Below are 23841 nucleotides of genomic sequence, written 5' to 3'. Positions count from 1 at the left end.
CGTCTCATGTGCGGTTCATAGCGGCCTCATCGCGTGCGGCCAGATTGGGACCGTGGCTGTATGTGTCATCCTCACGGGAGTTTTCGCCCTCGCCGCGGTCGCGGTGCCGGGCCGGTTGCGTGGCAGGATCCCCGGACTGTGGGCGATCCATGTGTGCCTGTGGTCGGGGCTTGGCGCCAATCTCTGGTGCCTGTTCACCGGCAACCACGACCAGACGCCCGCCGGGCTCGCCGTCACCGCGAGCAGTGTGCTCGTGCTCGGTGGGGTCGGCGGGATCGCCGCGGTGACGCCGGCCCGGCCCGTGCCTGTGCGGGCTGCCCGCCGCGTGCTGGTCGTGGGCGCCCACCCGGACGACCTCGAACTCGCGTGCGGCGCGACGGTGGCCAAGCTCGCCGACTCCGGCCACGAGATCTTCGCACTCGTGCTGACGCGCGGGGGCAACGGCGGCAGCGCCGAGGAGCGGGCGCGGGAGGCTGTGGCGGCGGGGCGCCTGCTCGGGGTGAGCCAGGTGCGCGTGCTCGACCTGCCGGACACGCGGCTGGCCGCGCACGAGCCCGAGGCGGTGGCGGCTATCGAGGCCGTGGTGCGTCGGTTCAACCCGGACATCATCTTCACCCATTCCGCCAACGACCAGCACGCCGATCATCGCGCGGCGCATGTGGCCACCCTGCAGGCGGCGCGCAGCCACTCCGCGATCCTGTGCTACGAAAGCCCTTCGGTGACAACCGATTTCGACCCGCGTGTGTTTGTGGATGTCGAGGATTACGTGGACCTGAAGATCGCGGCGGTGGGGGCGCACGCCGATCAGAGGGGCAAGGCGTACATGTCGGCCGAGCGGGTCCGTGGCATCGCGCTCTTCCGGGGCGCGCAGGCCAAGGTCCGCCTGGCCGAGGGCTTCGAACCGGTACGCCTCCTGCGCGCGACACCGGGTGAGCTGTGATGAGCGGGCCCACATATCTGGTCACCGGTGTCGGTGGGCCCGCTGGCCGGGCCGTCGCCGGGGAGCTGTTCGCCCGCGGCCGCCACGTCGTCGGGGTGGATGCGCGTGAGGTGGGCTGGGCTCCCTACCCCACGCGGGTCGTGCCGCCCGCGAGCTCGTCGCGCTTCGTGCCCACCGTGTTCGAGCTGTGCCGCGCCTACGCCGTCCGCGTCGTCGTGCCCACGGTGACCGAGGAGCTGCCCGTGCTCGCCGCGGTCAAGCAGACCGCGCAGCGCGGCGGCATCACCATCGCGGTCGGCGATCCGCTGTCGGTAAACGTGGCGTCGGACAAGTGGCTCACCTTCCAGTGCCTGCAACTGATGTCGGTGGCCGTGCCCGAGACCGTGCTCGCCGGCGAGATGGTCACCGCCACCGAGGTCCAGCGGCGGCTCGGCCTGCCGGTGCTGCGCAAGCCCCGGTCGGGCAGGGGCGCGCGCGGCGTGACGGTGCACCGCGACCCGCGCACCATCCTGGACGGCATCACCGAGGACCGGTTCGTGTTGCAGGAGTTCCTTCCCGGCGCGGAATACGCGGTGAACCTGTACCTGTCGGCCGACGGCGGTGTCGCGGGCGGCGTGCTGCGCAAGGACGCGCTGACGGGCGGGGAGGTGGGCAACGGCGTGGCGGTGTCCCGGGTGGACGACCTCGACGTGGGTGCGCTGGCGGTGGCCGCGGTGCGCGCGATCGGCCTGTTTGGACCGTCCGATGTGGATATCCGGCGGCGGGCGGACGGCATGCCCGCCGTGTTGGAGATCAATGCCAGGTATGGCGCGCATTGCGCCGCCGCACCGGAGGTCATCGATGCGCTGATGCAGGAGCACGAGGTGCCCGCCGTGGCAGCGTGATCAGCGCGGCACGTTCGCCCGGCGGGCAAGCTTGTTCCAGTGCGCGGGCGTGCCGCGCAGCTCGTGCAGCCACGCCCACAGCACGACCGCGCTCAGCACCGTGGAGTACAGGAGCATTCCTGGTATCAGATAAAGGAATCTCAAATCTCGCCAGGCGCGATCGAGCCCGGCGGCCAAGCAGAAGTCGACCAGGGCAAGGGTTATCGTCAACGACACCACCAGCCCGGCGATGTCGCCGAGGGAGGTGGTGCCGATGAGCACGGCCAGGAACGCGAGCTGCAGCGGTGCCAGCAGCAGCGTGGTGATGAGGTTGAGCGTGATGTAGTAGCTGACCGCGCCATATCGCGGGCGGCACAGCATGTCGCGGTGCATCCGCGCGGTCTGGATCAGGCCGCGGGTCCAGCGGACGCGCTGTTTCCAAAGCGCCCCAACGGTCGACGGGACCTCCGCGCGCACCATGGCCCGCGGCTGGAACGTCACCCGGTAGCCGGCGCGATGCACCCGCCACGTGATTTCGAGGTCCTCGCCGACCATGCCCTCGGTGAAGCCGCCCACCTCCCGCACGACCCGGCTGCGCAACGCGCCGCAGTTGCCGGACACGATGGACAGGCAGTTCACCACCGACAGCGCCCGGCGCACGAGCGACGTGACGTGCGTGAGCAGGGCGAGCAGGCGCGGCAACGCACTATCGAGGTTGGACGGTGTGTCGTTGCCGCAGACCGCGCCGACGTCCGGCCGGTCAAACCCGTCGAGCAGCCGGTCGATGGTGTCGGCGGCGAACACGCCATCCGCGTCCGCGAACACCATGATCTCGCCGTTGGCCAGGGCGATGCCCGCGTTGAGCGCGCTTGCCTTGCCGCCGTTGGCCTGCGCGAGCACCGTCACGCCCGGACGATGCCGATAGCGGTCGAGCACCGCCAGGGTGCCGTCGGTCGAACCGTCGTCGATAACAATGATTTCTTTGTTTTGGTACCGATCGGCGAGCACCGAATCCAGGCAGGCCGCGATGACGAGCCGTTCGTTGTAGGCCGGGATGATGACCGAAACCAGCGGCGACGGGCTGTCCAGGTAGCGCGTCGCCGGGCGGGACCGCGCCCGCGCCTCGAACAGGACCGAGAGCGGATAGTACGCCATATGCAGCACGGTGAGCACGGCGAAGACCACCGCCAGAGCAGCTTCCATCCCACGACAGTGCGGGCCGGCGGTGAGCCGGCGATGAGGTCGGCCTGAGCAAAACCTCACGCGAGGTTCATCTCATCCAGGGCGCTTACCCCTTCCGTTTATGAGTGACGTATGGTAACGATAATCGTTGCTAATAACGCGGGGAGGAACGGAAGGCTGATGAGGTCACGATTTGTTGTTGCCGCGATGCTGCTGGCGGGGCTTGGCTTGGCGGCACCGGGTGCCGCGCAGCCACCGGCCGGCGGGTCGCGACTCGTGCTGCACGACGTGCACACCGACGTCATAGACATGCAATACACGGACGGCCGCTTGCGGCTGCAGACCCGCATCGGCAGCACGCCCTACACCTACAAGCCCGCCGAAGAGGTGATCTTCCAGCTCAAGGAGGCCGCCGCGCTCCAGATCCCCGACGAGCCGCAGTTCGGGTTCCTCGGCGCGCCGGGCGACACGGTGTGGGTCGCGCCGCAGGATCCCGTCGACGGTCTGCTGTATGCCGGGTGGGACACGCAGAGCCTCGACTCGGGTGTGTTCGCCGATGACCAGGTGCAGTTGGAGCTCAAGGGCGTCAGTGGGCCGGGCCGGTTGGAGATGTTCCAGGTCGGCCCGCTCGGTGAGCCCATTCGCCTGTTCAGCTCCAGCGACACGAGCTACCGGACGCAGGCCGTGCCGGTGCACACGCATGCCCACGTCAACTGGAGTTTCACCGCGCTCGGCCGCTACGAGCTCACCTTCCAGGCGAAGGCGACGCTGGCCGGTGGCGGCCAGGTCAGCTCCGATCCGGTGCGCTACACCTGGGTGGTCGGCGACACGGTGACGCCCACCTCGACGCAGACTCAGCTGACGGCGTCCGTCTCCGACCGGCAGGTCACGCTGACCGCGACGGTGCAGCCGCAAGGCGCGGTGGGCTGGGTCGACTTCCGCCATGCGGGTGGGTCGCTGGGACACACCAATGTGGACGGTGGCACGGCGACTCTTACCACCACGAGCCTCCCGTCCGGCACCCACGAGATAACGGCTCATTTCATTCCCAAGTACGACAATGACTTCGCGCCATCGGTTTCCGCGCCCGTGACCGTCGTCGTGGAGGGGCCGCCGACGAGCGTGTCGCCCAGCGCTTCGCCCAGTCGTTCGCCAAGCGCCTCGCCGAGCCCTTCGACGAGCCAGACGCCGAGCCCTTCGGCGACAACGACCCCGCCAACCAGCACTTCGCCCGCATGCATTCCTACCACCGTCAACCTGCCGATCGTCGACAACGGACACGCCGACATCGCCAGCCGGATCGTGAATGGACGGATCGATATCGGGGTCAAGACCGACGCGGTGCGCGACCCGGCCGATGTCGTGCTGCATCTCAAGCCCGCGGCGGCGATCACCCTCCCGGCCGGGTTCGAGTTCCTTGGGCCGGCCGGCTCGACGATCTGGCAGATTCCGCAGACGCAGCGCAGCGGCATCATCTGGCTGGGTTGGAACACCGAGTCGGTCAGCAGTCCGGTGCAGTGGTCGCTGACGAAGGTGAGCGGACCGGGCCGGGTCGCGGTCTACGAATACACCTCGCTCGGCCAGCCCCGGATTCACTTCAACAGCGGTGACGGCCTACCCGACACGTTCACCGTCGCGGCTGGCACGCACGCGCACGGCAACTGGGCCTTCACGAAGCAGGGCGTGTACAAGCTGACGTTCCGGCAGCAGTCGCAGTCCACAAGCGACACCGCCACGGTGACGATCGTGGTCGGCGACGTCGATCCGCGCCCGCACGCCAAGCGCACGACCGGTTGCGGTGGCCTGCCGCGCACGGGCGACTCGCTCACGCCGATCCTTGTGACCGGCACGGGATTGCTCGCCGCGGGTGTCGTCCTCACCTTCGTCATGCGGCGCAGGAGGGCCGCGGCATGAGATGGCGTGCCGTCACGCTGGCGATGTGCCTGGCCGTCGCCTCCACCGGGTGCACCGCACTGTCCAACAGCGACAGTGACATTCGGGTCGTCGCCAGCACTGAGATCATCGCCGATCTTGCGCGCAACGTCGGCGGCGACCGTGTGGTCGTCGACTCGCTCGTGCCACCGGGCGCGGACCCGCACTCGTACGAGCCCACGCCCGCCGACGCGGTGAAGGTGACCAAGGCCGATGTGGTGTTCACCAACCACCTCCTGCTGGAGCCGCACGCGCTGATCAAGGCGATCGACGCCAACGCGCCCAAGGGGATACCCAACGTGTCGCTGGCCGAGTCGGCGGAGATGTACGGCGCGCACGTGATCCCGCTCGTCGAAGACCTCGGGCTGGACGTGATCTGGCTGGGCCTGGCCGTGCGCGGGACGGGCGGTCTGTCACGGGCCGACGATGTCCACCTGCGAGCGTCCAAACTGGAGGGACCGGGCGCGCTCGTCGTCTATCTGACGGGTGCGCTCGGCGAGCCCACGGTGTACTTCAACTCCGCTGATGGCTTGGACGAAAAGGACGTGGCGGTGCTCCCACCGGCCGCGCACACCCACCTCAACTGGGCGTTCACCACGCCCGGCATCTACCAGCTGACGCTCACCGCGCAGGTGCAAGGCAAACCCGCGGGAGAGGGGACCTTCACCTTCGCGGTGGGCGTCGACCCGCAGACCGCGGGCAAGCCCACCATCCTCGGCAAGGGGCACACCGACCTGACCGTGGACATCGACAAGGGCCAGGTCTACGCGTACAGCGACGCGATCAGCGGGCGCAAGCAGGACGTGATCGCCGCGGATCAGGTGGTCATCGATGTGCCGAACAAGGCGCTGGTCAGCGTGCCCGCCGATGCCCGGTTCGGCTTTCTCGGCACCGCCGGAAAGCAAATCCATCAGTTGCCACAGGCGGTTCTCGGCAAGCACGTGCACGGCGAAATCGACCCGCACCTGTGGCAGGACGTGCGCAATGTGAAGGCCTATGTGCAACTCATCCGGGATACACTGTCCAAAGCCGACCCTGCCGGGGCGCAGGGATATGCCGCCCGAAGCCGGGCATACCTCGCCGAGCTGGACGCCCTGGATGCCTTTGTGCGGGAGCGGATTTCCGCGATACCGTCCGGGCGGCGGCAGCTCATCACGACTCACGACGCCTTCGGTTATCTGGCCGCGGCCTATGACATGACGGTGGCGGGCTTCGTGGTGCCCAACCCTGCGCAGGAGCCAAGCGTCGAGCAGGTGCGCAAGCTCACCGAGACGATCGGCAATCTCAAGGTGCCCGCGGTGTTCCTGGAGCCACACTTGGCGCATCGCGGCGGTGTGCTGCAACAGGTCGCCGCCGACCGGGGCGTGCGAGTGTGCAAGTTGTACGGTGACTCGTTCGACAGTCAGGCCGACACCTACCTGAAGATGATGCGCCACAATGCTTCCGAGCTGCGCTCGTGCCTGGGTGAAGCGGGCGGCCCGAAGTTGTCGCAGCTGTCGCAAGCATCGCCGATCGTCATCGCGGACGGCCATGTCGACATCGGACCACGCTTCGTGGACGGCAAGTGGCGCATCCAGTTGCGCGACGACACCACGCAGCCGTCGGCGTGGCGGGAGCTGCGTGATGTCGTGTTGAAGGCCGGTGACAAAGCCGTCATCGAGGTGCCTTCCGACGACAGGTTCGCCTTCCTCGGTGCTCCGGGAAGCAAGGTGTGGTTGTTCCCTCAGGTGCAGCAGCCGGGAGTGCTGTGGCCCGGGTGGAACACGCAGGATCCACAGGTCGCGGCCGAGGTGAAGCGTGAGATGAGCTGGACGCTGCACGGGGTGCGCGGGCCGGGGAAGATGCTGCTGTTCCTCAATGGCGCGTTCGGCGAGCCGTTGCAGGTGTTCGACAGCGCCAAACCGATGCCGCAGCGCAGCACGATCGAGACCAACACCCACGCGCACGGCAACTGGGTGTTCACCACGCAGGGCGCGTATCAGCTCGACATCGAGATGAGCGCCACACTCAACAGCGGTACGACGGTCACGGACCGGCAGACGCTGACCATCCTCGCCGGTGATGGTCCAATCCCGACTCCGACCCAGTCTCCCACCGTCGCACCGTCATCGACGGCGGCCGTCGTCGCACAAGACAGCCGGCCCGCCGAGTTTCCGTGGGTTGCGGTGGGCGCTGCGGCAGTTGTCGTTGTGCTCGGTGTGCTGCTCCTGCTTTGGCGGAGGCGGCGATGATTGACGCGCAAGGGGTGCGGGTCGAGCTGGCCGGGCGCACGGTGCTGGAGGACGTCCGGCTGGTGGTCGCTCCCGGTGAGCTCGTCGGCCTGATCGGGCCCAACGGCGCGGGCAAGACGACACTGCTGCGCGCGGTGCTCGGGCTGTTGCCCGTCTCGGCGGGGCGGATCACGGTGGGCGGGCGGGGCCCGCGCCAGGCGATGGGCACCGTGGGCTATGTGCCGCAGCGGCACGAGTTCGCGTGGGACTATCCGATCAGCGTGGAGAAGGCGGTGCGCTCGGCGTTGGCGCACCGCCGGTTCACCGCTTCGCACAGGGCGGTCGCCGAGGAGGCACTGTCGCAGGTGGACATGCTCGCGCTGCGCGGGCGCCCGATCGGTGAGCTGTCGGGCGGGCAGCGCCAGCGGGTGCTGGTCGCCCGCGCGCTGGCGCTGCGGCCACGGGTCCTGCTGCTCGACGAGCCGTTCACCGGCCTGGACACGCCCACCCAGCAGGCGCTGACGGACCTGCTGACCAAACTTCGGCGGGAGGACGTGGCGGTGCTCATGACCACGCACGACCTGCCCGCGGCACGGCAGGTGTGCACCAGGCTGTGCCTGCTCAACCGGACCGTCATCGCGGACGGGCCACCGGACGAGCTCACCGATCCGCAGGTGTGGCTGAAGGCTTTCGGGGTACCCATATGATCGATTTTTTGATGGAACCGTGGCAGCACGCCTTCATGCAGCGCGCGCTGCTGATGTGCCTGGCTTCCGGTGTCGTCTGCGGCATTGTCGGCACGCATGTGGTGCTGCGCGGCATGGCCTTCATCGGTGACGCGGTCGCACATGCGGTCTTTCCCGGTGTGGCGATTGCGTTCGCGTTGCACCTCAATCTGGCGCTCGGTGGCGCGGTGGCCGGGGTTGCCACGGCGGTGCTCATCGCCGTGCTGTCGCAGAATCGGCGGCTGAAGGAGGATGCGGTGATCGGCGTGTTTTTCGCCGCCGCGTTCGCGCTCGGGATCGTGGTGCTCAGTGCCACGCCGGGCTACGGCGGCTCGCTGGAGTCGTTCCTTTTCGGACAGATTCTCGGCATCTCGGATCAGGATGTGCGCACGGTGCTGGTCGCGGGCACGGCTTTGCTTGCCGCGACAGCGTTTTTGCATAGGCGGCTGGTCGCGGTCGCGCTGGATCGGGAGACCGCACGGGCCGCCGGGCACCATCTGTTCGCTTTGGACATCGCTTTGTACACGATGGTGACTCTCGCCATTGTCGTGTCGCTGCAAGCGGTCGGCAACATTCTGGTGCTGGCGCTGCTCATCACCCCGGCGGCGGCGGCGCGGCTGCTGACCGACCGGCTCGGGCTCATGATGCTGCTCGCTCCGGCCATCGCCGCATTTTCGGCCGTGTCGGGGCTGTACCTGTCCTATGCGTACAACCTTGCCGCGGGCGGGCTCATCGTGCTCGTGGTGACCGTGATTTTCCTGCTGTGCTGGGTTTTCGCGCCGAAACACGGGTTGGTGCGCCGTCTCGCGATGCGCGCTCGACACGTCTAATGAAAACGGTTATGGTTTTCGTTAGATGCTCCACCCTCTTGAAAGGAATATCTATGCGCATGCGCACCAGGTCCCTGCTGGTCGCTCTTGGCACGGCCGCAACGATCGCGGTCGGCGCCGCACCGGCCCAGGCGGCCCCGGTCGTGCTCAACCAGGGGCACGCCGACGTCATCGGCGTCGCCTACGAGGACGGGCAGCTGCACGTTCACGTGCATGACGAGACCGTCGAGCCGGGTGTCGAACGCGAGCCGTGCGACGTCATCATCGAGGTCAAGTCTTCGGCCCAGCTGGCCGTGCCGGATGACCCGGCCTACGCCTTCCTCGGCGCGCCGGGCGCGCCGGTGTGGATCCTGCCTCAGGTCGAAGACCCCAACCTGCTGTTCGCCGGGATCGGGACCGAGGAGATCGAGCCGGGCGCGCTGGTCGGCGACAGCGTGCGGATCAAGCTGGCCGGCGTCTACGGACCCGGGCACTTCAGCCTGTTCACCACCGATGAGGTCGGCGCGCCGACCGTGCTGCTCAACAGCCGCAACGGGCTGCCCGACAGCTTCACGGTGGCCGCGGGCACGCACATGCACGCCAACTGGGCCTTCACCAAGTCCGGCTCGTACTACCTCGTGTTCGTGGTCACGGCTCGCGACGCCAACACCAACAAGGTCGTCAGCTCGGGCCCGGTCGTCTACCGCTTCAACGTGTTAGGAGCCAGCTCATGAAGCGCCTCATGCTCAGCGGCGTGATGGCGACCGCGCTCGTCGCATTCGCCGCCGCGCCGGCGCACGCCGTCACCCTCTCCCAGGGCCACGCCGATGCCGTCGATGTGAACTGGGTGAACAACTCCTTCTCCGTCAAGGTTTTCGACGACACCGTCTCGCCGGGCGTCGAGCGTGACCCGGCCACCGTGACCCTGTCGGCGCCTGCGGCCGCGAAGACCACAGTGCCCAGCGGGAGCAGCTACGCGTTCCTCGGCAACCCCGGGGACACCGTGTGGATCCTGCCGCAGACCCAGAAGTCCGGGCTCCTGTGGCTGGGCTGGAACACCCTCGGCGTCCCGAGCGGCGTGCTGCAAAACAACAACCTGCAGCTCAAGCTCACCGGAATGTCCGGACCCAACGGATTCAGCGTCTACACGGTCGGCACGTTCGGCGCGGTCACGAAGTGGTTCGACAGCGAGGACGGGATGCCCGACTCGCGCACGCTCAACGTCAACGCGCACGGTCACGTCAACTGGGCCGTCGAAGCGGCGGGCACCTACACCGTCACGTTCGAGGTCACCGGCGTCCGCGCCTCCGACGGCGCGACCGTGTCGTCCGGCCCGGTGAACTACACCTTCGTCGCGACCAACTAGCCAACCCGCCTCATGCCGGTCGCCCAGGGCCGCTCCGAACTGGCCCTGGGCGGCCTCACGCGAAGCAGGGAGGTCACAGTGACCGAAAACGTCCCCGGCGCCATGCGCAACACCAGGCAGCGTGAGGAGATCCTCGCATTGCTGCGCCACACCGACGACTTCCGCACGGCGCAACAGCTCTTCACCGAGCTGCGCCTGCAGGGCAGCAAGATCGGGCTCGCGACGGTCTATCGCAACCTGCAGGTCCTTGCCGACGCGGGTGAGGCAGACACCATGCGCCTGCCCAACGGCGAGCAGCTTTTCCGGCTGTGCGGGCAGGGCAAGCAACACCACCATCATCTGGTCTGCCGCTATTGCGCCCGTACCATCGACATCATCGGCCCCGCTGTCGAAAGGTGGGCCGACCGCGTCGCCGCCCAGCATGGCTTCGCCGAGGTTTCCCATACCCTGGACATTTTCGGTACCTGTCCCGCCTGCACCGCCGATCGGTAGCGGGCTCTCAGGTCGCGCTTAGCTTCGGGCCGCACGCTGTCTGGCCTGTACCGGTTGCTGGTGGTGGAAGACGAACCGGATCTGCGCGAGCTGCTGGCCGACAGGCTGCGCGCGGCGGGTTGTAGGTGGTCGCCGTGGGCTGCGGCCACGAAGCGGTGCGGATGGCGGGCAGGCATCGGCCCGATCTGGCCGTGCTGGACGTGACGCTGCCCGGCATCGCCACAGTGAGGTCCGGCCCACACCGCGCCCACGGTGGCGCATCTTTGACGCGCCACCGATGGCCGGCTGTCCAATAAAGCAAGGGGACCGGTGGGTGAGACCGGTCCCCTTGGTGTTGCGGATGTTCAGCTCAGGCGGTGACCCGCTGCGGCGGTGGCGTCGCCGGACTGAAATGACACCAGCAGCGTCGCGCCCGTGGGCAGGGCGGCCGACAGCGGCAGCACGACATCGCGCTCACCGTCACCGCCGAACTCGACCACCGTATTGGCCACGACCCTCGTGCCGTCCCAGATGAACACCCGTGCGGTGCCGGCCCGTTCCGCTTCGAGTTCGAACGCGACCCGACCGTCCCGTGTGGACACGTCATCGACCTCGATGGTGCCGTCAGGCAGTTTGGTGTATCCGCCCGGCGCCAAGCCGTCCGAAGTGGACTGCAGGATGGTCTGCGGCGAGTTCACGCTTAGAGCCGCGGTGTCCGGAATGATGGGCTCCTTCGGCGCAGGCGGCTTGACCGGGTAGCCGTCCACCCGTGCCACGCCCCAACGCCACGGATCGGCCCGCACACCGGCCCAGGTGGACCAGCCCACCCGGGTCTGGCCGGTCAGATCCTGCGTGTCGGAGTCGTTCACCAGGATGTTCATGCCCATGGCGGCCGGGTCGATGGTGTCCGGCAGCACGCTGAACGGAATCTTCGCCTCGATCCGGTAACCGGTGTACGGGTTGCTCGTCACCACGGAGGCGATCTGCATCCCGGGCGCGGTTGCCGGGCCGCCCTGGTGGTTGTCGCGTTCGCGGGCGAAGCACGGCGGGTTGCCGTTGGCCGCGTCGCGCGTGATCGGGAACAGCGCCGCGTTGAAGACGGTCGACGTGTTGGGGGAGCCACCACGCGGGTCGATGCCGAACTCCACGTTGTCGTTGCGCCGTGGCCGTTTGCAGTCGTTGGGCGGCAACACGGTACCAAGCACGTCATCGGTGATGTTCAAGATGACGTACAGGGCCTCGTCGGTCCACGTGAGCTGCGCCGTGCCGGAGATGTCGCTCGCCGGTGCCGGCGTGCCCTCCCACCTGGTGGAGATGTCGATCACCGGGCCGGTGTATTCACCCGCGCCCGCCGTGCCGTCCACGATCGGTGCGGTGCCCGTCTTGGGGATCGTCGTCACGGGCACGAGGTTGAACACGCCCCGCTCGGTGGCGCTGCCCCCGGTGTAGCTGGTCTCGATCTGCACCGGATACGCGCCGTCGTTGGGCGCGCGGTTGGCCGTGGGCAGGCTGGCGTCCGTGTTGGTCACGGTGAACGTGACCGACGTGCGCGCTCCGGGGGCGAGTCCGCTGTACGACTGCTGGGCCTGCGCCGCCGCGAACCCGGCGGGGAGGTTCAGTTTGACCGTGCCCGACTGGGTCTGCTGACTGTGGTTTGTCAGGTCGACGCGGACGGATCTGGTACCCCCACTGGAAATGCTCATCATAGAGGCGATCAGAGCGTCGAGCGCCTGCACGTTGTTGCGCTCGGTCCATTGGCGGAACAGCCCGATCTCGGGGAGCGGCTCCAGCGTTCCGCGCACCGGCGCGGTCGCCTGCACGAGCGTCGAGTTGGTGCCCGACCCGTCCCGCGGCGTCGTCATGTGCGCCTTGAGCCGGAACCGTTCGCCCGCAACGATATTCTGCGGTGCGGTGACGGTGAACGTGGCCACCTTCTCCCTCCCGTTGCCCGGGATGGTGCCCAGGTCGCCGTTGCCCTGCACGGTCCAGCCGGCCGGAACCTCCAGCGACACCTTGGCACCCGGCAAGGTGTGCTCAGCCCGCACGTGTGCCTTGACCTCAAACGGGACCCCGCCGAGCACATTCCACTCGGACCGCAGGTGCAGTTCGGTGCCCAGCGGCAGGCCGCCCTGCGCCCGGATGTTGGTGCCCTGCAGCGCGGCGGTGCCGCCGACTCGCGGGTCCGGGTAGGGTGTGCGGCTGTCGAGCAGCGTGATCCGGGTGCAGCCGATCTGCGCGGGGTCGGGCTGCGCGTCGGGCGTGCCCGCCCAGCCCTGGCTGGCGTATTCCCGCCGGGCCCACACGTTGACCTGGTTCCAGCGGGTGCCGTTGTGGCGGGCGGACTCGTAGCCCGCCCACGTCCCGAAGACCACATTGGTGGGTTGAGCCGGTGTGAACGGCGCGGTCTCGCACGCCTGGCCGGGCGCGCCGGCACCACCGCCGCCGATCTGGAACAGGCGCCCCGGACGGAACGTCTTGAGGCCCTCCTTGCTCAGCTGCTCCGGGAACGCGTTGGGGTCGGCCGCGGCGTAGAACGCCTCGACCGCGAGCATCGCGGCCTCCTGGTGGTTGCCGTGGTTGCCCTGAGTGGCCGACGGGTCCATGGTGACGATGACCTCGGGCCGCGTCGTGCGCAACACGCGCACGATGCGCGACAGCGAGTTGTGGTAGCCCCAGATCTTCTCGGACAGCGGAGCGCTTGCGGTGTAATAGAAATCGAGCGCGTCGAGGTTGTAGATGTGGTCGATGCCGGCCCACTTGACGGCGCGCCGCTCCTCGGCCTCGCGCAGGATGCCCAGGGCCGGGCCCTCTTCGAGGCCGACCGCGTTGCCGCCGCCCTCGCCGCGGGTCATCGTGATGACGCCCGCCTTCATGTGGTGGTACTCGTTCCAGTATCCGAACATGCCGAGCTGGCCGGCTTCGTCGTCCGGGTGCGCGCCGATGAACATGATGTCCAGGTCGACGGCCGTGTTGTCCTTTGCGCCTACCGGTTGTCCTAACCCGGTGGTCAGCAGCAGACCGCACATCGCGAGCGCGGTCATGGTGGCCCATCTCATGTAGGCATACCTCTTCGGTAGATTAATTCTCTCTAGTAATTAAGGGGCGCGCCTGGCCGGTCGGCGCAGTGTGCGTGGGTGGCCATCGCGATTCGCGTCAGCTCTGGAAGGACCTTCGCTGCCGAACACTAGGGATCTTCGCGGAGCGACGTCAATAGCTCGAGCCGACTTTCTTCCTTATCGAAAAAATTGGCGGGGTTTTTGCCCACCTTGCGGCCTCGCGTAGGCATTTGCCTTCGCCGTCGGGTCTCACTACTGTCTGTCCAATGCGGCGCGAGGCGAGCGGCCGAGTGGCCTTGGCTTGACCGGCTTTCGGACAACCGTGGACCGATCGGCGAAGAAGGTGCACCGCGCGCCATCGGCTAGGTTCTACCGAGATCCATTCGTTACTTGACCAAGCATTTTCTTCATAGTAGGAAGAAACGGTGATTGTCATGGAGAAGACGCCGACCAGCCCGGTCAGCCGGGAGCGGTCGCGTGAAATCAAGCGCCTGTCGGTGATTTCGGCGGCCAGGGAGGCCCGGGTGCTGTCCCGGGCGGACCTCGCCGAGCTGACCGGGCTGCCTCCGGCGACGCTCACTGCCCTGGTGCGAGACCTCGTCGCCGAGGGCTACCTCATCGAGCGCGGCCCCGGCTCGGGCACCAACACCACGGGCCGCCCGCGCGCGATGCTCGAGTTCAACCCGCGCGCCGAACTCGTCGCGGCCGTTTCCCTTGAGCCGCCCCGGATCACGTGCGAGATCGCCGACAGCAACGGCGCGGTGATCGCGCACCGCACGGCCCGGCTCGCGGGCGACATGGTCGAGACCGTGTGCCAGTTCGTGCTCGAACTCGTCGATGACGCCCGCCCGTCGCTGCGCGGCGTGGCCATCGCGGTGCCCGGCGTCTCCGTCGACGGCGCGGTGCGCCTGGCCCCGTCCGTCGGCCTGGTCGAGGCCCGTCCGATCGGCCAGTCCGTGCAACACGAGCTGGGCGTGCCCGTGATCGTGGACAACGACGTCAACCTGATGGCCGCGGGGGAGCGCGTCGCCGGGGCCGGCAAAGACGTCGACGACCTGTTGCTGCTGCACGTGGCCGACGGCATCGGCGCGGGGCTCGTGCTCGACGGCAAGGTGCGCCGGGGTGCGAGCGGTGCGGCCGGCGAGGTCGGCTTCCTCCCGCTGGACGGGTTCACCGACCGGGCCTACAGCGGCGTCGGGCCGTTCGAGGCCATGTGGTCGGCCAACGCGATCGCAGAACGGGTGGTGGCACTGCACCCCGGCCGCCGTCCTGAGTCACCGGTCAGCGAGTTGGTCCGGCTGGCCGAGTCCTCCGTCGCGGCCCGCGCCTACCTCGACGAGGTGCTCGGCGCGTGGGCCCGGCTCATCATCTCCTGCGCCTGCGTCGTCGACCCGGGCCGGGTGTTGCTCAGCGGTGCGGCGGCGCAGCTCGACGACGCGGCGCTGGCGCGAATGCAGGATCTGGTCTCGGCGAAGGCCCCGGCCGCGACCGAGGTCCGGCGGGCCGTTCTCGGCGACCAAGCGGTGTTGCACGGCGCGATCAGCTATGCCCTGTCGGCGGCGGTGCGTCTCCCTTCCATCCCTTGAAAACCTTTGGAGGCACGACAATGAAACGTCGCCTGGCTCTCATCGCGTTAGGCGCGATGGTCACGGCCGGCTTAGCGGCATGCGGCGGATCGGGCGATCCCGCGCCGGCCGGAAGCGGTACACAAGCACAGAAGTTTGTCATCTACAGCGCCCGCGACAAGAAGGTCACCGACTACGTCGTGGAGCAGTTCACCGCCAAATACCCGGAGTACAAGGGCAAGGTGGAGGTGCTCAACATGGGCGCGCAGGAGGTGCTGGAGCGCACCCGCGCCGAGAAGAGCAACCCGCAGGGCTCCGTCTGGTGGGGCGGCACGCAGCAGGGTTTGACGGCAGGCGCCAACGAGGGCCTGTTGGAGGCGTGGCAGCCGGCCTTCGCCGGGCAGATGGACGCCCGCTACAGGGACGCGCAGGGCCGCTGGTTCGGCGAGATCCTGCTCCCGGAAGTCATCATGTACAACAACAAACTCGTCCCGGCCGACCAGGCGCCGAAGGACTGGGACGACCTGATCGATCCAAAGTGGAAGGACAAGGTGATCATCCGCGACGTGCCCGCGTCCGGCACCATGCGGTCCATCTACGCCTCGATGATCCAGCGGTTCTCGGCCGACGGCAGCAACCCGCAGCCCGGCTATGACTGGCTGCGCAAGCTCGACGCCAACACCGTCGAATACGCGGCCAATCCGACCGACCTCTACGTGAAGATGGCGCGCGGCCAGGGCGTGCTCAGCGCCTGGAACCTGCAGGACATCCTGCTGCAGGCCGAGGGCCAGGCGAAGATGCCCTTCGGCTATGTCATGCCAGCCTCCGGCGCACCGATCCTGGTGGACGGCGTGGCGATGATCAAGGGCGGCAACACCACCGGGGCCAAACTTTTCCTTGAATTCCTTTTCGACGGTACCCTGCGGGCCAGCCTGGCCAAGGACTACTTCCAGATCCCGGCCATCCCGATCCAGCAGCAGCCGGAGTGGCTGTCCAAGCTCAACCTCAAGCCGATGAACGTCAACTGGGACGTGGTGGGCAAGAACGAGACCGCCTGGATCAACCACTGGAACGCCAACATCAAGAACAAGGGCTGACGGGCCTTGACGGGCGCGCTGGACCGGAGCCGGGCAGCGCGCCCCGGCGGCGGGCTGCCGCACCGCATCGCGGCGGCCCGGCCGGGCCACCGGTGTTGACCATGAGGTTGGTGTCACGACACGCCGTCGAACGTGGACTGAAGTTCATGATCGGCTTGAGAAGGGGAGAGCATGATTGACGTCAAACTGAGCTCGGTGAGCAAGCGCTTCGCCCGGGGCGGGGACGCGGCCGCGGTCGACGACGTCAGCCTCACCATCGGGGCGGGGGAGTTCTTCACCCTGCTCGGGCCGAGCGGATGCGGCAAGACCACCACCCTGCGCATGGTTGCGGGCTTCTACTTCCCCACGGCCGGGCACATCCACTTCGGCGAGCAGGACGTGACCCGGCTGGCACCGAACAAGCGCGACACCGGCATGGTGTTTCAGAATTACGCGCTGTTCCCGCATATGACGGTGGCGCAGAACGTCGCCTACGGACTGAGGGTGCGGCGGGTGTCGCGCGCCGAGTCGGCCAGGCGTGTCGGCGAAGCACTGGCAGAGGTGCATCTGGACGGATACGGGTCGCGCCGGATCGACGCGCTGTCGGGCGGGCAGCAGCAGCGGGTGGCGCTGGCCCGTGCGCTGGTGATCCGCCCGCGCCTGCTCCTGCTCGACGAGCCGTTGTCCAATCTGGACGCCAAGCTGCGCGAGGAGACGCGCATGGAGATCAGGCGGATCCAGCGGGAGGCGGGTACGACCGCCATCTACGTGACGCACGATCAGGCGGAGGCCATGGCGATGTCCGACCGGATCGCGGTCATGCAATCCGGGCGGGTGCAGCAGATCGGCACGCCGCAGGAGGTCTATGGCAAGCCCGCCAACGCCTTTGTGGCCCGGTTCATCGGCCGCAGCAACGTGCTGTCGCTGCCCGTGGTTTCGGCTGAGGCGCAACGGGTTGCGGTGCGGCTGCCGGGTGGGGCGACGGTCGCGGCGGGCGCGCCCGAGGGACATGGCCTCAGCGAGGGTGACACGGCGTGGGTTTCGGCCCGGCCCGAGCACATCGTGCTGGCGAGCGCCGAAGGTGATGGTGTGGTCCAGGCGCGCGTGACTGGGGTGGAGTTCACGGGGATGGCCACGCATTTGACCGTTGACGTGGATGGCAACGAGTTGATGGTCGCGGCCGTGGACGCGCCGTCCAATGTGGCCATCGGCGATCGGGCGGGGCTGCGGTTCAATGCGGACCGGCTGTGGGTGGTCAAGCCGTGAGCGTTGCGTCGACCACCGTCTCGGCCCGCCGTCTGAGCCTTGCCGAGCGGCTGCGCGGCGGAGCCGGATCCGTGTGGTTCCCCTACCTGCTCGTCCTGCCGCTGGCGCTCATCCTGTGGGGCTATGTGGTGCAGCCGATGCTGGCCACATTCGTCGAGAGCGTGAGCGAGGACGGGACGGTCAACTACGCGCAATTCCTGTCGTCGTCGGGTGTCGCGCGCACGTCGCTCATCACGTCGCTGGGCATCTCGCTGGCGAGCGTGCTGCTGTGCGGGGTCGTCGGCGTGGCAATGGCATTCCTGTTGAAGCGGTTCTCGTTTCGCGGGCGCGGGCTCATCGAGGCGTTCATTCTCGTGCCCGCCGCGTTGCCACCGTTGATTGGCGCCATCTCGTTTCAGTTGCTGTACAGCGAGATAGGGATTCTGCCGCGCTGGCTGCAGCAGGTGTTCGGGGCCGAGAAACCCGTGCTCGCGTTCGACGACATCGCGGGCGTGCTCGTGGTGCACACGTTCACGATGTATCCGTTCTTCTACCTGGCCACGTCGGCGGCGCTCGCGGGGATGGACCCGTCCATTGAGGAGGCCGCCTACAATCTGGGGGCCGGGCGGATTCGCGTGTGGCGCACCGTGTTGCTGCCCATGCTGACGCCCGCGCTGGTTTCGGCCTCGCTGCTGGTGTTTATGACGTCGCTGGCGAGCTACACCGCGCCGCTGCTGTTCGGCGTCGACCAGACCATGACGATGCAGATCTATATCAACCGTACCAACGGGGATCTGCCGATGGCCTCCACCTACGCGTCGGTGCTCGGCCTGGTCTCCATCCTGTTCTTGCTTCTTATGCGATGGTACGAGGGACGGCGCAGCTACATGTCGCAGTCCAAGGGGATCTCGACCCAGCGGCGGGAGATCAGCAACCCGATCGGGCGCGTCCTCGCGCCGATCGCGTCGGTGCTCGCGTCGGTCGTGCTGCTGGCGCCGGTGGCGACGATCGCGCTGGTGGCGTTCTCCGCCGACGGGTCGTGGACCACGGAGGTCATCCCGTCGAAGTACACGGTCGAGAACTTCGAGACGATTTTCAGCGAGCCCAAGGCGTTCGAGCCGATCCTCAACTCGCTCAAGATGAGTTTGCTCGCGACGGCCGGGTGCGTGGTGGTCGGGGTGCTCATCGCCTATGCGGTGCGAAGGCTGAAGTTCGTGGGGCGGGGACTGCTCGATGTGGCCGTCATGATCGCTTGGGCTCTGCCCGGTACCGTAGTGGCAATCAATCTCATCTCTGCCTTCAGCACGGGGACGGCCTTCAGCTTCGGGCAGGCCCTGATCGGGACGTTCTGGATCCTGCCGCTGGCCTATTTCGTGCGCTTCCTGCCGTTGGTGTTCCGGGCGAGCTCGGCGTCGCTGGCGCTGGTCGACCCGTCGCTGGAGGAGGCGGCGCGCAACCTCGGCGCGTCGTGGGGGCGCGCGTTCGTCACCATCACCGTGCGGCTCATGCTGCCTGGCGTCATCGTGGGTGCGCTGCTGGCGTTCGTGCACGGCGTGGGCGAGTTCGTGGCATCGGTCCTCATCTACACGTCGTCGACCGTGCCGATTTCGGTGGCCATCAATAACCGGATGTACTCGTTTGAGATCGGGACGGCCGCCGCATACGGCATGCTTCAGGTTGTGCTGATCTTTGTGGTGATGTGGTTCTCCGGCCGGCTGGAGCGCGGCGGGAGGCGGGCTGAGCAATGGACGAACTGATTTCCGCCTGGATTGTGGGGGGTGGGTCGCTGCCCGCGACCCGGGTTCCGGGCCACGAGCTCGACCGGGTCGCGGGCGCGGCAGACTTCGCGGTGCTGCCGGTCGGCGCGGTCGAATGGCACGGGCCGCACTTGCCGCTCGGGACCGACCTGATTCTCGCGGACGGGTTCGCGTCCGAAGTGGACGGGTTCAGGGCCGTGTTGTATCCGGCCGTCGCCTACACGGCGGTGCCGGGACAGACGCGGCATTGGCCCGGCACGATCGGCGTGCGGCCGGAGGTCGCGCTGGCATACATGTGCGATGTGCTGGAAGGCATTGTGGCGTCGGGCTTTCCGCGGGTGCTGGTCGTGAACGGACACGATGCGAATATGTCCACGGTGCGGTCGGCGATGGAGTGGGTGTCGGGGCGGCAGCGGTGCAGTCTATTGCTGGCCAACTGGTTTCAGCTCATCACGCCGAAGGAGACCACGGAGATCTTCGGTGAGCTCCCGTCGCGGGGGCACGGCGGCGCGTATGAGACGGCGGCGGCGCTGGCGTTCGACTCGGAGGCCGTGCATTTGGGTGCTGTTTCGGATCTGCCGCCCAAGCCCAAGCTGGCGACCGCGCATCCGTATGTGCTCGTCGAGTCCAATCCGGACCCTTGGCAGGGCTGGTCCGGTCACCCCTCGCTGGTCACTCCCGCCGCCGCGGCGCGCGTGCGAGAGCTGGCAGCGGTGCGGCTGCGCGAACTCCTGCACACATGGAACGGTAATGCGAAGGGGAGGCCATGACCGAGACATCACTGACCATCTATCAGCAGCACCACTTGCGGCCGGTGTTCGACCATCACGCGGCTTATCTGTATGGCCCGATGGTGCATGCGAGCAAGGCGCACGTGGTCATGCTCGCCGAGCAGGCGCTGATCCCCGCCGAGTCGGCCGCCCAGATGCTGCGCGGGTTGCTGGCGCTCGAAGGCGATCGGCCCGAGGAGTTCGTCTACGACGGGTCGGTCGAGGACGTGTACTACACGCTTGAGCGGCGGCTCGCCGAGGCGGCGGGCATCACCACGGCACAGCTCAACGTGCAGCTCGCGCGCAGCCGCAACGATCTGGACGCCGGGGTGTTCCGGATGGTGTTGCGCGCACAGTTGTTGGCGGTGTTCGACGAACTGGTGAGCGCCGGGACGACGCTGCTGGATCGGGCGGATCGCCATGCCGATGTCGTCGTGATTGGATACACGCACCGGCGGCCGGCGCAGCCGACGAGCATGGGTCATGTGCTGGCGGGATACGCGGAGGCTCTGACGGGGCAGGCGATGGCCTATGCCGCAATGCTGGAGGAGATGAACCGGTCGCCGCTGGGGTCGTGCGCGTTCGCCGGCACGGATCTGGACATCGCTTCCGGGAGGCTGGCCGAGCTGCTCGGGTTCGACGAGGTGATCGTCAATTCGTATGAGGCGGTGGCGGGGGCCGACCACCTGGCGCGCAACGGTGCGCTCAACGCGCAGGCGCTGGCCACCGGGGCGCGTGTGGCCCGCACGCTGATGGACTGGCTCAGCTGGGAGTGGGTCGTGACGCCCGAGGAGTTCACCCAGGGCAGCAGCATCATGCCGCAGAAGCGCAACCCGGTCGTGCTGGAGCATCTGGTGTCGATGGCGGGCGCGGCCGCGGCGGATGCCGCGTCGGTGCTCAACAACGTGGGCGCGGCCTGGTGGGAGGACTCCAATAACGCGACGACCGACGTGCAGATGCGGTTGTGGGAGAGCAACGATCGGGCGCGGCGGTTCTTCGCCTTGCTGAGCGGGCTGTTCGTGCGGCTGGAGCCGCTGCGCCCGCCCACGGGCGAGGCGATCGTGGCGTCGGGCGCGACCACGACGGCCGCGGCTGACGCGCTGGCGCGGCATGGCGTGCCGTTCCGCGGCGCGCATTCGGTGGTAGGCAGGCTGATTCGGGGCGGCGCACCTTCGACGTGGACGGAGGAGGGCGTGCGATCGGCGGCGGAAGCCGTTGGCGTGGCGGGCGAACTGACGGACGCCGCGGTGCGAGATCTCATCGCGGCGGCGGTCCGGCCGGAGCTGGTGTTGCGGCGCAGGCAGGCCGACGGGCCGGGCGAAGACGCGGTGCGGGCTCAGGTGAAGCGGCTGCGGTCCGCGCTGGAGGGCTCGGCCGTGCGCGTGGCCGCTCTGCGCGAGCGGCTACAGCGCGCGGAGGCGAAGCTGGCCGGCGCGGTCGCGGAGAGGGCCGCTCGGTGAGCTTGAGTTCCACGGCCGATGACAGTGATCGCCGCCTGCTCGGCATCGACTTCGGCGGTACCAAAATGGCAATCGGAATCGGCGATGCGGGCGGGCAGCTGCTCATCTCACAACGACTGCCGACTCTGGCGGCCAAGGGCGCGCGGCAGGCGCTGGCGCGCGCGCTGGACGTCGCACAGAAGCTCATCACCGAGACCGGCGGCACCCTGCACGCCGCCGGGATCGCCTCGCCCGGCGTCATCCGCGACGACGGCATAGACCTGGCGCCCAATGTGCCGGGGTGGGAAGGTCTGCGGCTGGCCGAGGCGGTGCGCACGCATCTGGGCGTTGCGCGGGTGCGCGTGTCCAACGACCTCAACGCGGCGGCGTTGGCCGAACTGCACCACGGCGCGTTGCGTGACGCGGATCCGGGGCTGGTGGTCGGGCTCGGGACGGGCGTCGCGGCGGCCATCACGGTCAACGGCGCGGTGGTGGCGGGACGGCACGGCGCGGCGGGCGAAATCGCCTACGCCGTCACGGGCCGCGACTGGCCCGCGTCGCCGCAACCGTTGCTGGAGCGGGAGTTCTCGGGCCGTGCTTTGGACGAGCTGGCCGAGTCGCTCGGCGTTGCGGGCGGCGCGGCCGGGATCGGCGAGGCCGCACTGGCCTCGGGCCGGGTGCGGGATGAGCTGGTGTCCAGAGTGGAGGCTCTGGCCCAGCATGTCACGACCTGCTGCCTCCTGCTGGACCCGCAGCGGCTCGTGTTGGTGGGTGGTGTGGCCCGCAACGACCTGATCCGCCGGCTGCTCACGGACCGCCTCTCGCGTGCCCTCCCGAACCCGCCCGAGATCGTGCTGTCCGCCTTCGCCCAGGACGCCGCCCTGCTCGGCTCGCTCACCCTGGCCGCGACCGCCACGTAGGCTCCTCGCCTGGCTTTCCAAGCGCAGTGCTGCGCTTTCGCGGCCCATCCGGCGGCTGCAACTAATCTGCAAATGGAAATGGTTGACTTCGCTGGCGCCGCCTGACGACACTCTTTCTGCCGGCGTCGCCATCCCATCGTCCATCGCCGTCGCCCGGCGCCCATAGCCCGTCGCCCGGAAGGAGTCCCGCGCATGAGAACACCGCGCCGGATCGCCGCCACTGTCGTTGCCGCGGTCCTCGTGACCACCGGGGTTACCCTCGGCCCCGCCACGCCGGCCGTGGCTTCCGCGCCCTATGGCGCCGTCGACGTCATCGGGACCGCGCCGGACGGACACCTCGACGTCGTCGGCTGGGCCGTCAACCCCGGCAACCCGGGCCAGCCGGTCAACGTCTGGCTCTACCTGATGCCCAACCCGCATGGCGGATACCTGTTCGGCATGCAATGGGCCAACCTGTATCGCGCCGACGTCGGTGCCCACGGGTTCAACCTCAGCACGCGCGACGACGCCAGTGGTGTCGAGATAGGACCGTCCATCGATCCCGAGAACCCGGGCCAGTTCATCTTCCCCGGCCCGCACAACCTGTGCGTCATGGCCTCAACCGGCTACGCGACCACGCAACTCGGCTGCCGCCAGGTGAACATCACCCAACAAATCCTCTCCCTCTACTGGCCCTGACCTCTTTCTGGTTGATCATGAACTTAGGTCCACGTTCGACGGCGCACGACCTGTCTTGCCGCCGTCCGGCCCCATGACGGCACACGGCGGCTCGTCTAGGATAGCGATTATTAGATGCATCGATGGAGTCGTGGGGAGTGGGCATGCGCCGCTTGTTCATCGCTGGTGTAGTCGTTGCCGTAGCGCTGGCCGCTCCCTCATCGGCGCCCGCCGGTGCTCCGGCCCAGGCGGATGACCGCGCTCGCCCCGGCAACTGGGTGACGGCCTGGGCGGCCGGCCCGGTCGTCGGGGTGCCCATCCCGTGGAATCCGGGCTGCCCGGCCGGTACCGGCCTGACCGACCAGACCGTGCGCAACGTCGCCTTCGTCAGCGCCGGCGGGGACAGGGTGCGGGTTCGGCTGACCAACACGTTCGGGCAGCGGTCGATCCGGGTCGCGCATGCGACCGTCGCGGTACAGGCATCCAATGCGGACGTCGCGCCCGGCACGCTCCGGTCGCTGACCTTCGGCGGCCGCAAGGATGTCACGCTCGCGGCCGGCGGGCGCGCGCTGAGCGACCCGGTCCAGCTGACCGTGGCGCCCCTGTCGACGCTGCTTGTCAGCGTTTTCGTGCCCGGACCCACGGGCCCGGTGACGATGCATCCCTTCACCGCCCAGGGCAACTTCATCGCCAACGGCGACGCGGCGGCATCCCCGACCGGAAGCGGCTTCACCGACCTGCCGTGCTGGTTGCTCATCGACGGGATAGACGTGCAGGCTCCGACCCGGGTGGTCGGCACCGTCATCGCGCTGGGCGACTCCATCACCGACACCTCGGCCACCACCGGCAACAGGTGAT

Annotated in this window: 21 protein-coding genes; 19 read left to right on the top strand and 2 right to left on the bottom strand. The window is 68.3% G+C overall.

Annotation, left to right across the window (positions count from 1 at the left end; translation table 11 throughout):
• Positions 1 to 52 precede the first annotated feature (52 nt).
• The gene (locus DM816_RS01230) at positions 53 to 940 is read left to right on the top strand and encodes a PIG-L deacetylase family protein (RefSeq protein WP_162906985.1); all 888 of its coding nucleotides are present in this window, start codon (positions 53 to 55) and stop codon (positions 938 to 940) included.
• On the top strand, positions 940 to 1824 hold the full coding sequence (locus tag DM816_RS01225) for an ATP-grasp domain-containing protein (protein ID WP_117208154.1): 885 nt from the start codon (positions 940 to 942) through the stop codon (positions 1822 to 1824). The genes DM816_RS01230 and DM816_RS01225 overlap by 1 nt, the downstream gene beginning before the upstream one ends.
• On the opposite strand, the gene DM816_RS01220 is transcribed toward DM816_RS01225, so the two are convergent.
• On the bottom strand, positions 1825 to 3006 hold the full coding sequence (locus DM816_RS01220) for a glycosyltransferase family 2 protein (protein ID WP_117208153.1): 1182 nt from the start codon (positions 3004 to 3006) through the stop codon (positions 1825 to 1827).
• Positions 3007 to 3165: 159 nt separating this feature from the next.
• Between DM816_RS01220 and DM816_RS01215 the strand changes: the two genes are divergently transcribed.
• The 8 genes from DM816_RS01215 (at position 3166) to DM816_RS42065 (ending at position 10723) form a co-directional block, all read left to right on the top strand.
• Positions 3166 to 4899: a TIGR03773 family transporter-associated surface protein gene (locus tag DM816_RS01215; protein ID WP_162906984.1), complete on the top strand. Its 1734-nt coding sequence runs from the start codon at positions 3166 to 3168 to the stop codon at positions 4897 to 4899.
• Positions 4896 to 7148 (top strand): anchored repeat ABC transporter, substrate-binding protein, encoded by a 2253-nt coding sequence (locus DM816_RS01210; protein ID WP_117208151.1) that lies wholly within the window; start codon positions 4896 to 4898, stop codon positions 7146 to 7148. Before DM816_RS01215 ends, DM816_RS01210 begins: the two co-directional genes overlap by 4 nt.
• A complete protein-coding gene (locus DM816_RS01205; protein ID WP_117208177.1) occupies positions 7145 to 7834 on the top strand; it encodes an anchored repeat-type ABC transporter ATP-binding subunit in 690 nt (229 codons plus the stop codon). Before DM816_RS01210 ends, DM816_RS01205 begins: the two co-directional genes overlap by 4 nt.
• 11 nt (positions 7835 to 7845) lie before the next feature.
• Positions 7846 to 8682: an anchored repeat-type ABC transporter permease subunit gene (locus tag DM816_RS01200; RefSeq protein ID WP_246001416.1), complete on the top strand. Its 837-nt coding sequence runs from the start codon at positions 7846 to 7848 to the stop codon at positions 8680 to 8682.
• 59 nt (positions 8683 to 8741) lie between these two features.
• The gene (locus DM816_RS01195) at positions 8742 to 9395 is read left to right on the top strand and encodes a choice-of-anchor M domain-containing protein (RefSeq protein ID WP_162906983.1); all 654 of its coding nucleotides are present in this window, start codon (positions 8742 to 8744) and stop codon (positions 9393 to 9395) included.
• Complete coding sequence (locus tag DM816_RS01190; protein WP_117208148.1) at positions 9392 to 10027, top strand: choice-of-anchor M domain-containing protein; 636 nt, start codon at positions 9392 to 9394, stop codon at positions 10025 to 10027. Before DM816_RS01195 ends, DM816_RS01190 begins: the two co-directional genes overlap by 4 nt.
• Positions 10028 to 10129: 102 nt before the next feature.
• The gene (locus DM816_RS01185) at positions 10130 to 10519 is read left to right on the top strand and encodes a Fur family transcriptional regulator (RefSeq protein WP_246001420.1); all 390 of its coding nucleotides are present in this window, start codon (positions 10130 to 10132) and stop codon (positions 10517 to 10519) included.
• A 54-nt stretch (positions 10520 to 10573) separates the two neighbouring features.
• Positions 10574 to 10723, top strand: coding sequence for a hypothetical protein (locus DM816_RS42065; RefSeq protein ID WP_162906982.1), 150 nt, complete (start codon positions 10574 to 10576; stop codon positions 10721 to 10723).
• 140 nt (positions 10724 to 10863) lie between these two features.
• Here DM816_RS42065 and DM816_RS01180 read toward each other — a convergent pair whose 3' ends face one another.
• On the bottom strand, positions 10864 to 13554 hold the full coding sequence (locus tag DM816_RS01180) for a sugar-binding protein (protein ID WP_117208146.1): 2691 nt from the start codon (positions 13552 to 13554) through the stop codon (positions 10864 to 10866).
• A 434-nt stretch (positions 13555 to 13988) separates the two neighbouring features.
• On the opposite strand from DM816_RS01180, the gene DM816_RS01175 reads away from it, so the two are divergent.
• The 9 genes from DM816_RS01175 to DM816_RS01135 all read left to right on the top strand — a co-directional run bounded on the left by DM816_RS01175 (position 13989) and on the right by DM816_RS01135 (position 23840).
• Positions 13989 to 15140, top strand: a complete 1152-nt coding sequence (locus DM816_RS01175; RefSeq protein ID WP_117208145.1) for an ROK family protein — start codon at positions 13989 to 13991, stop codon at positions 15138 to 15140.
• Positions 15141 to 15160: 20 nt separating this feature from the next.
• Positions 15161 to 16216: an extracellular solute-binding protein gene (locus tag DM816_RS01170; RefSeq protein ID WP_117208144.1), complete on the top strand. Its 1056-nt coding sequence runs from the start codon at positions 15161 to 15163 to the stop codon at positions 16214 to 16216.
• 171 nt (positions 16217 to 16387) lie between these two features.
• Entirely contained in the window at positions 16388 to 17461 is a 1074-nt protein-coding gene (locus tag DM816_RS01165) for an ABC transporter ATP-binding protein (protein ID WP_117208143.1), read from the top strand.
• Positions 17458 to 19197, top strand: a complete 1740-nt coding sequence (locus tag DM816_RS01160) for an ABC transporter permease (protein WP_117208142.1) — start codon at positions 17458 to 17460, stop codon at positions 19195 to 19197. Before DM816_RS01165 ends, DM816_RS01160 begins: the two co-directional genes overlap by 4 nt.
• Positions 19185 to 19967, top strand: coding sequence for a creatininase family protein (locus tag DM816_RS01155; protein WP_117208141.1), 783 nt, complete (start codon positions 19185 to 19187; stop codon positions 19965 to 19967). Before DM816_RS01160 ends, DM816_RS01155 begins: the two co-directional genes overlap by 13 nt.
• Positions 19964 to 21427, top strand: a complete 1464-nt coding sequence (locus DM816_RS01150; RefSeq protein WP_117208140.1) for an argininosuccinate lyase — start codon at positions 19964 to 19966, stop codon at positions 21425 to 21427. The genes DM816_RS01155 and DM816_RS01150 overlap by 4 nt, the downstream gene beginning before the upstream one ends.
• The gene (locus DM816_RS01145) at positions 21424 to 22326 is read left to right on the top strand and encodes an ROK family protein (RefSeq protein ID WP_246001414.1); all 903 of its coding nucleotides are present in this window, start codon (positions 21424 to 21426) and stop codon (positions 22324 to 22326) included. Before DM816_RS01150 ends, DM816_RS01145 begins: the two co-directional genes overlap by 4 nt.
• 192 nt (positions 22327 to 22518) lie before the next feature.
• Entirely contained in the window at positions 22519 to 23004 is a 486-nt protein-coding gene (locus DM816_RS01140; protein ID WP_117208139.1) for a hypothetical protein, read from the top strand.
• A 143-nt stretch (positions 23005 to 23147) separates the two neighbouring features.
• A complete protein-coding gene (locus DM816_RS01135) occupies positions 23148 to 23840 on the top strand; it encodes a hypothetical protein (RefSeq protein WP_211588505.1) in 693 nt (230 codons plus the stop codon).
• Position 23841 lies beyond the last annotated feature (1 nt).

The organism is Allorhizocola rhizosphaerae (assembly GCF_003426775.1).
Taxonomy (GTDB): Bacteria; Actinomycetota; Actinomycetes; order Mycobacteriales; family Micromonosporaceae; genus Allorhizocola; species Allorhizocola rhizosphaerae.
This window is presented reverse-complemented; position numbering and strand designations above follow the sequence as displayed.

Coding starts and splice junctions, on each gene's coding strand:
- DM816_RS01225 (WP_117208154.1), top strand. CDS start 940: ATGAGCGGGCCCACATATCTGGTCACCGGTGTCGGTGGGCCCGCTGGC.
- DM816_RS01220 (WP_117208153.1), bottom strand. CDS start 3,006: ATGGAAGCTGCTCTGGCGGTGGTCTTCGCCGTGCTCACCGTGCTGCAT.
- DM816_RS01215 (WP_162906984.1), top strand. CDS start 3,166: ATGAGGTCACGATTTGTTGTTGCCGCGATGCTGCTGGCGGGGCTTGGC.
- DM816_RS01210 (WP_117208151.1), top strand. CDS start 4,896: ATGAGATGGCGTGCCGTCACGCTGGCGATGTGCCTGGCCGTCGCCTCC.
- DM816_RS01205 (WP_117208177.1), top strand. CDS start 7,145: ATGATTGACGCGCAAGGGGTGCGGGTCGAGCTGGCCGGGCGCACGGTG.
- DM816_RS01200 (WP_246001416.1), top strand. CDS start 7,846: ATGGAACCGTGGCAGCACGCCTTCATGCAGCGCGCGCTGCTGATGTGC.
- DM816_RS01195 (WP_162906983.1), top strand. CDS start 8,742: ATGCGCACCAGGTCCCTGCTGGTCGCTCTTGGCACGGCCGCAACGATC.
- DM816_RS01190 (WP_117208148.1), top strand. CDS start 9,392: ATGAAGCGCCTCATGCTCAGCGGCGTGATGGCGACCGCGCTCGTCGCA.
- DM816_RS01185 (WP_246001420.1), top strand. CDS start 10,130: ATGCGCAACACCAGGCAGCGTGAGGAGATCCTCGCATTGCTGCGCCAC.
- DM816_RS01180 (WP_117208146.1), bottom strand. CDS start 13,554: ATGAGATGGGCCACCATGACCGCGCTCGCGATGTGCGGTCTGCTGCTG.
- DM816_RS01175 (WP_117208145.1), top strand. CDS start 13,989: ATGGAGAAGACGCCGACCAGCCCGGTCAGCCGGGAGCGGTCGCGTGAA.
- DM816_RS01170 (WP_117208144.1), top strand. CDS start 15,161: ATGAAACGTCGCCTGGCTCTCATCGCGTTAGGCGCGATGGTCACGGCC.
- DM816_RS01165 (WP_117208143.1), top strand. CDS start 16,388: ATGATTGACGTCAAACTGAGCTCGGTGAGCAAGCGCTTCGCCCGGGGC.
- DM816_RS01155 (WP_117208141.1), top strand. CDS start 19,185: ATGGACGAACTGATTTCCGCCTGGATTGTGGGGGGTGGGTCGCTGCCC.
- DM816_RS01150 (WP_117208140.1), top strand. CDS start 19,964: ATGACCGAGACATCACTGACCATCTATCAGCAGCACCACTTGCGGCCG.
- DM816_RS01140 (WP_117208139.1), top strand. CDS start 22,519: ATGAGAACACCGCGCCGGATCGCCGCCACTGTCGTTGCCGCGGTCCTC.
- DM816_RS01135 (WP_211588505.1), top strand. CDS start 23,148: ATGCGCCGCTTGTTCATCGCTGGTGTAGTCGTTGCCGTAGCGCTGGCC.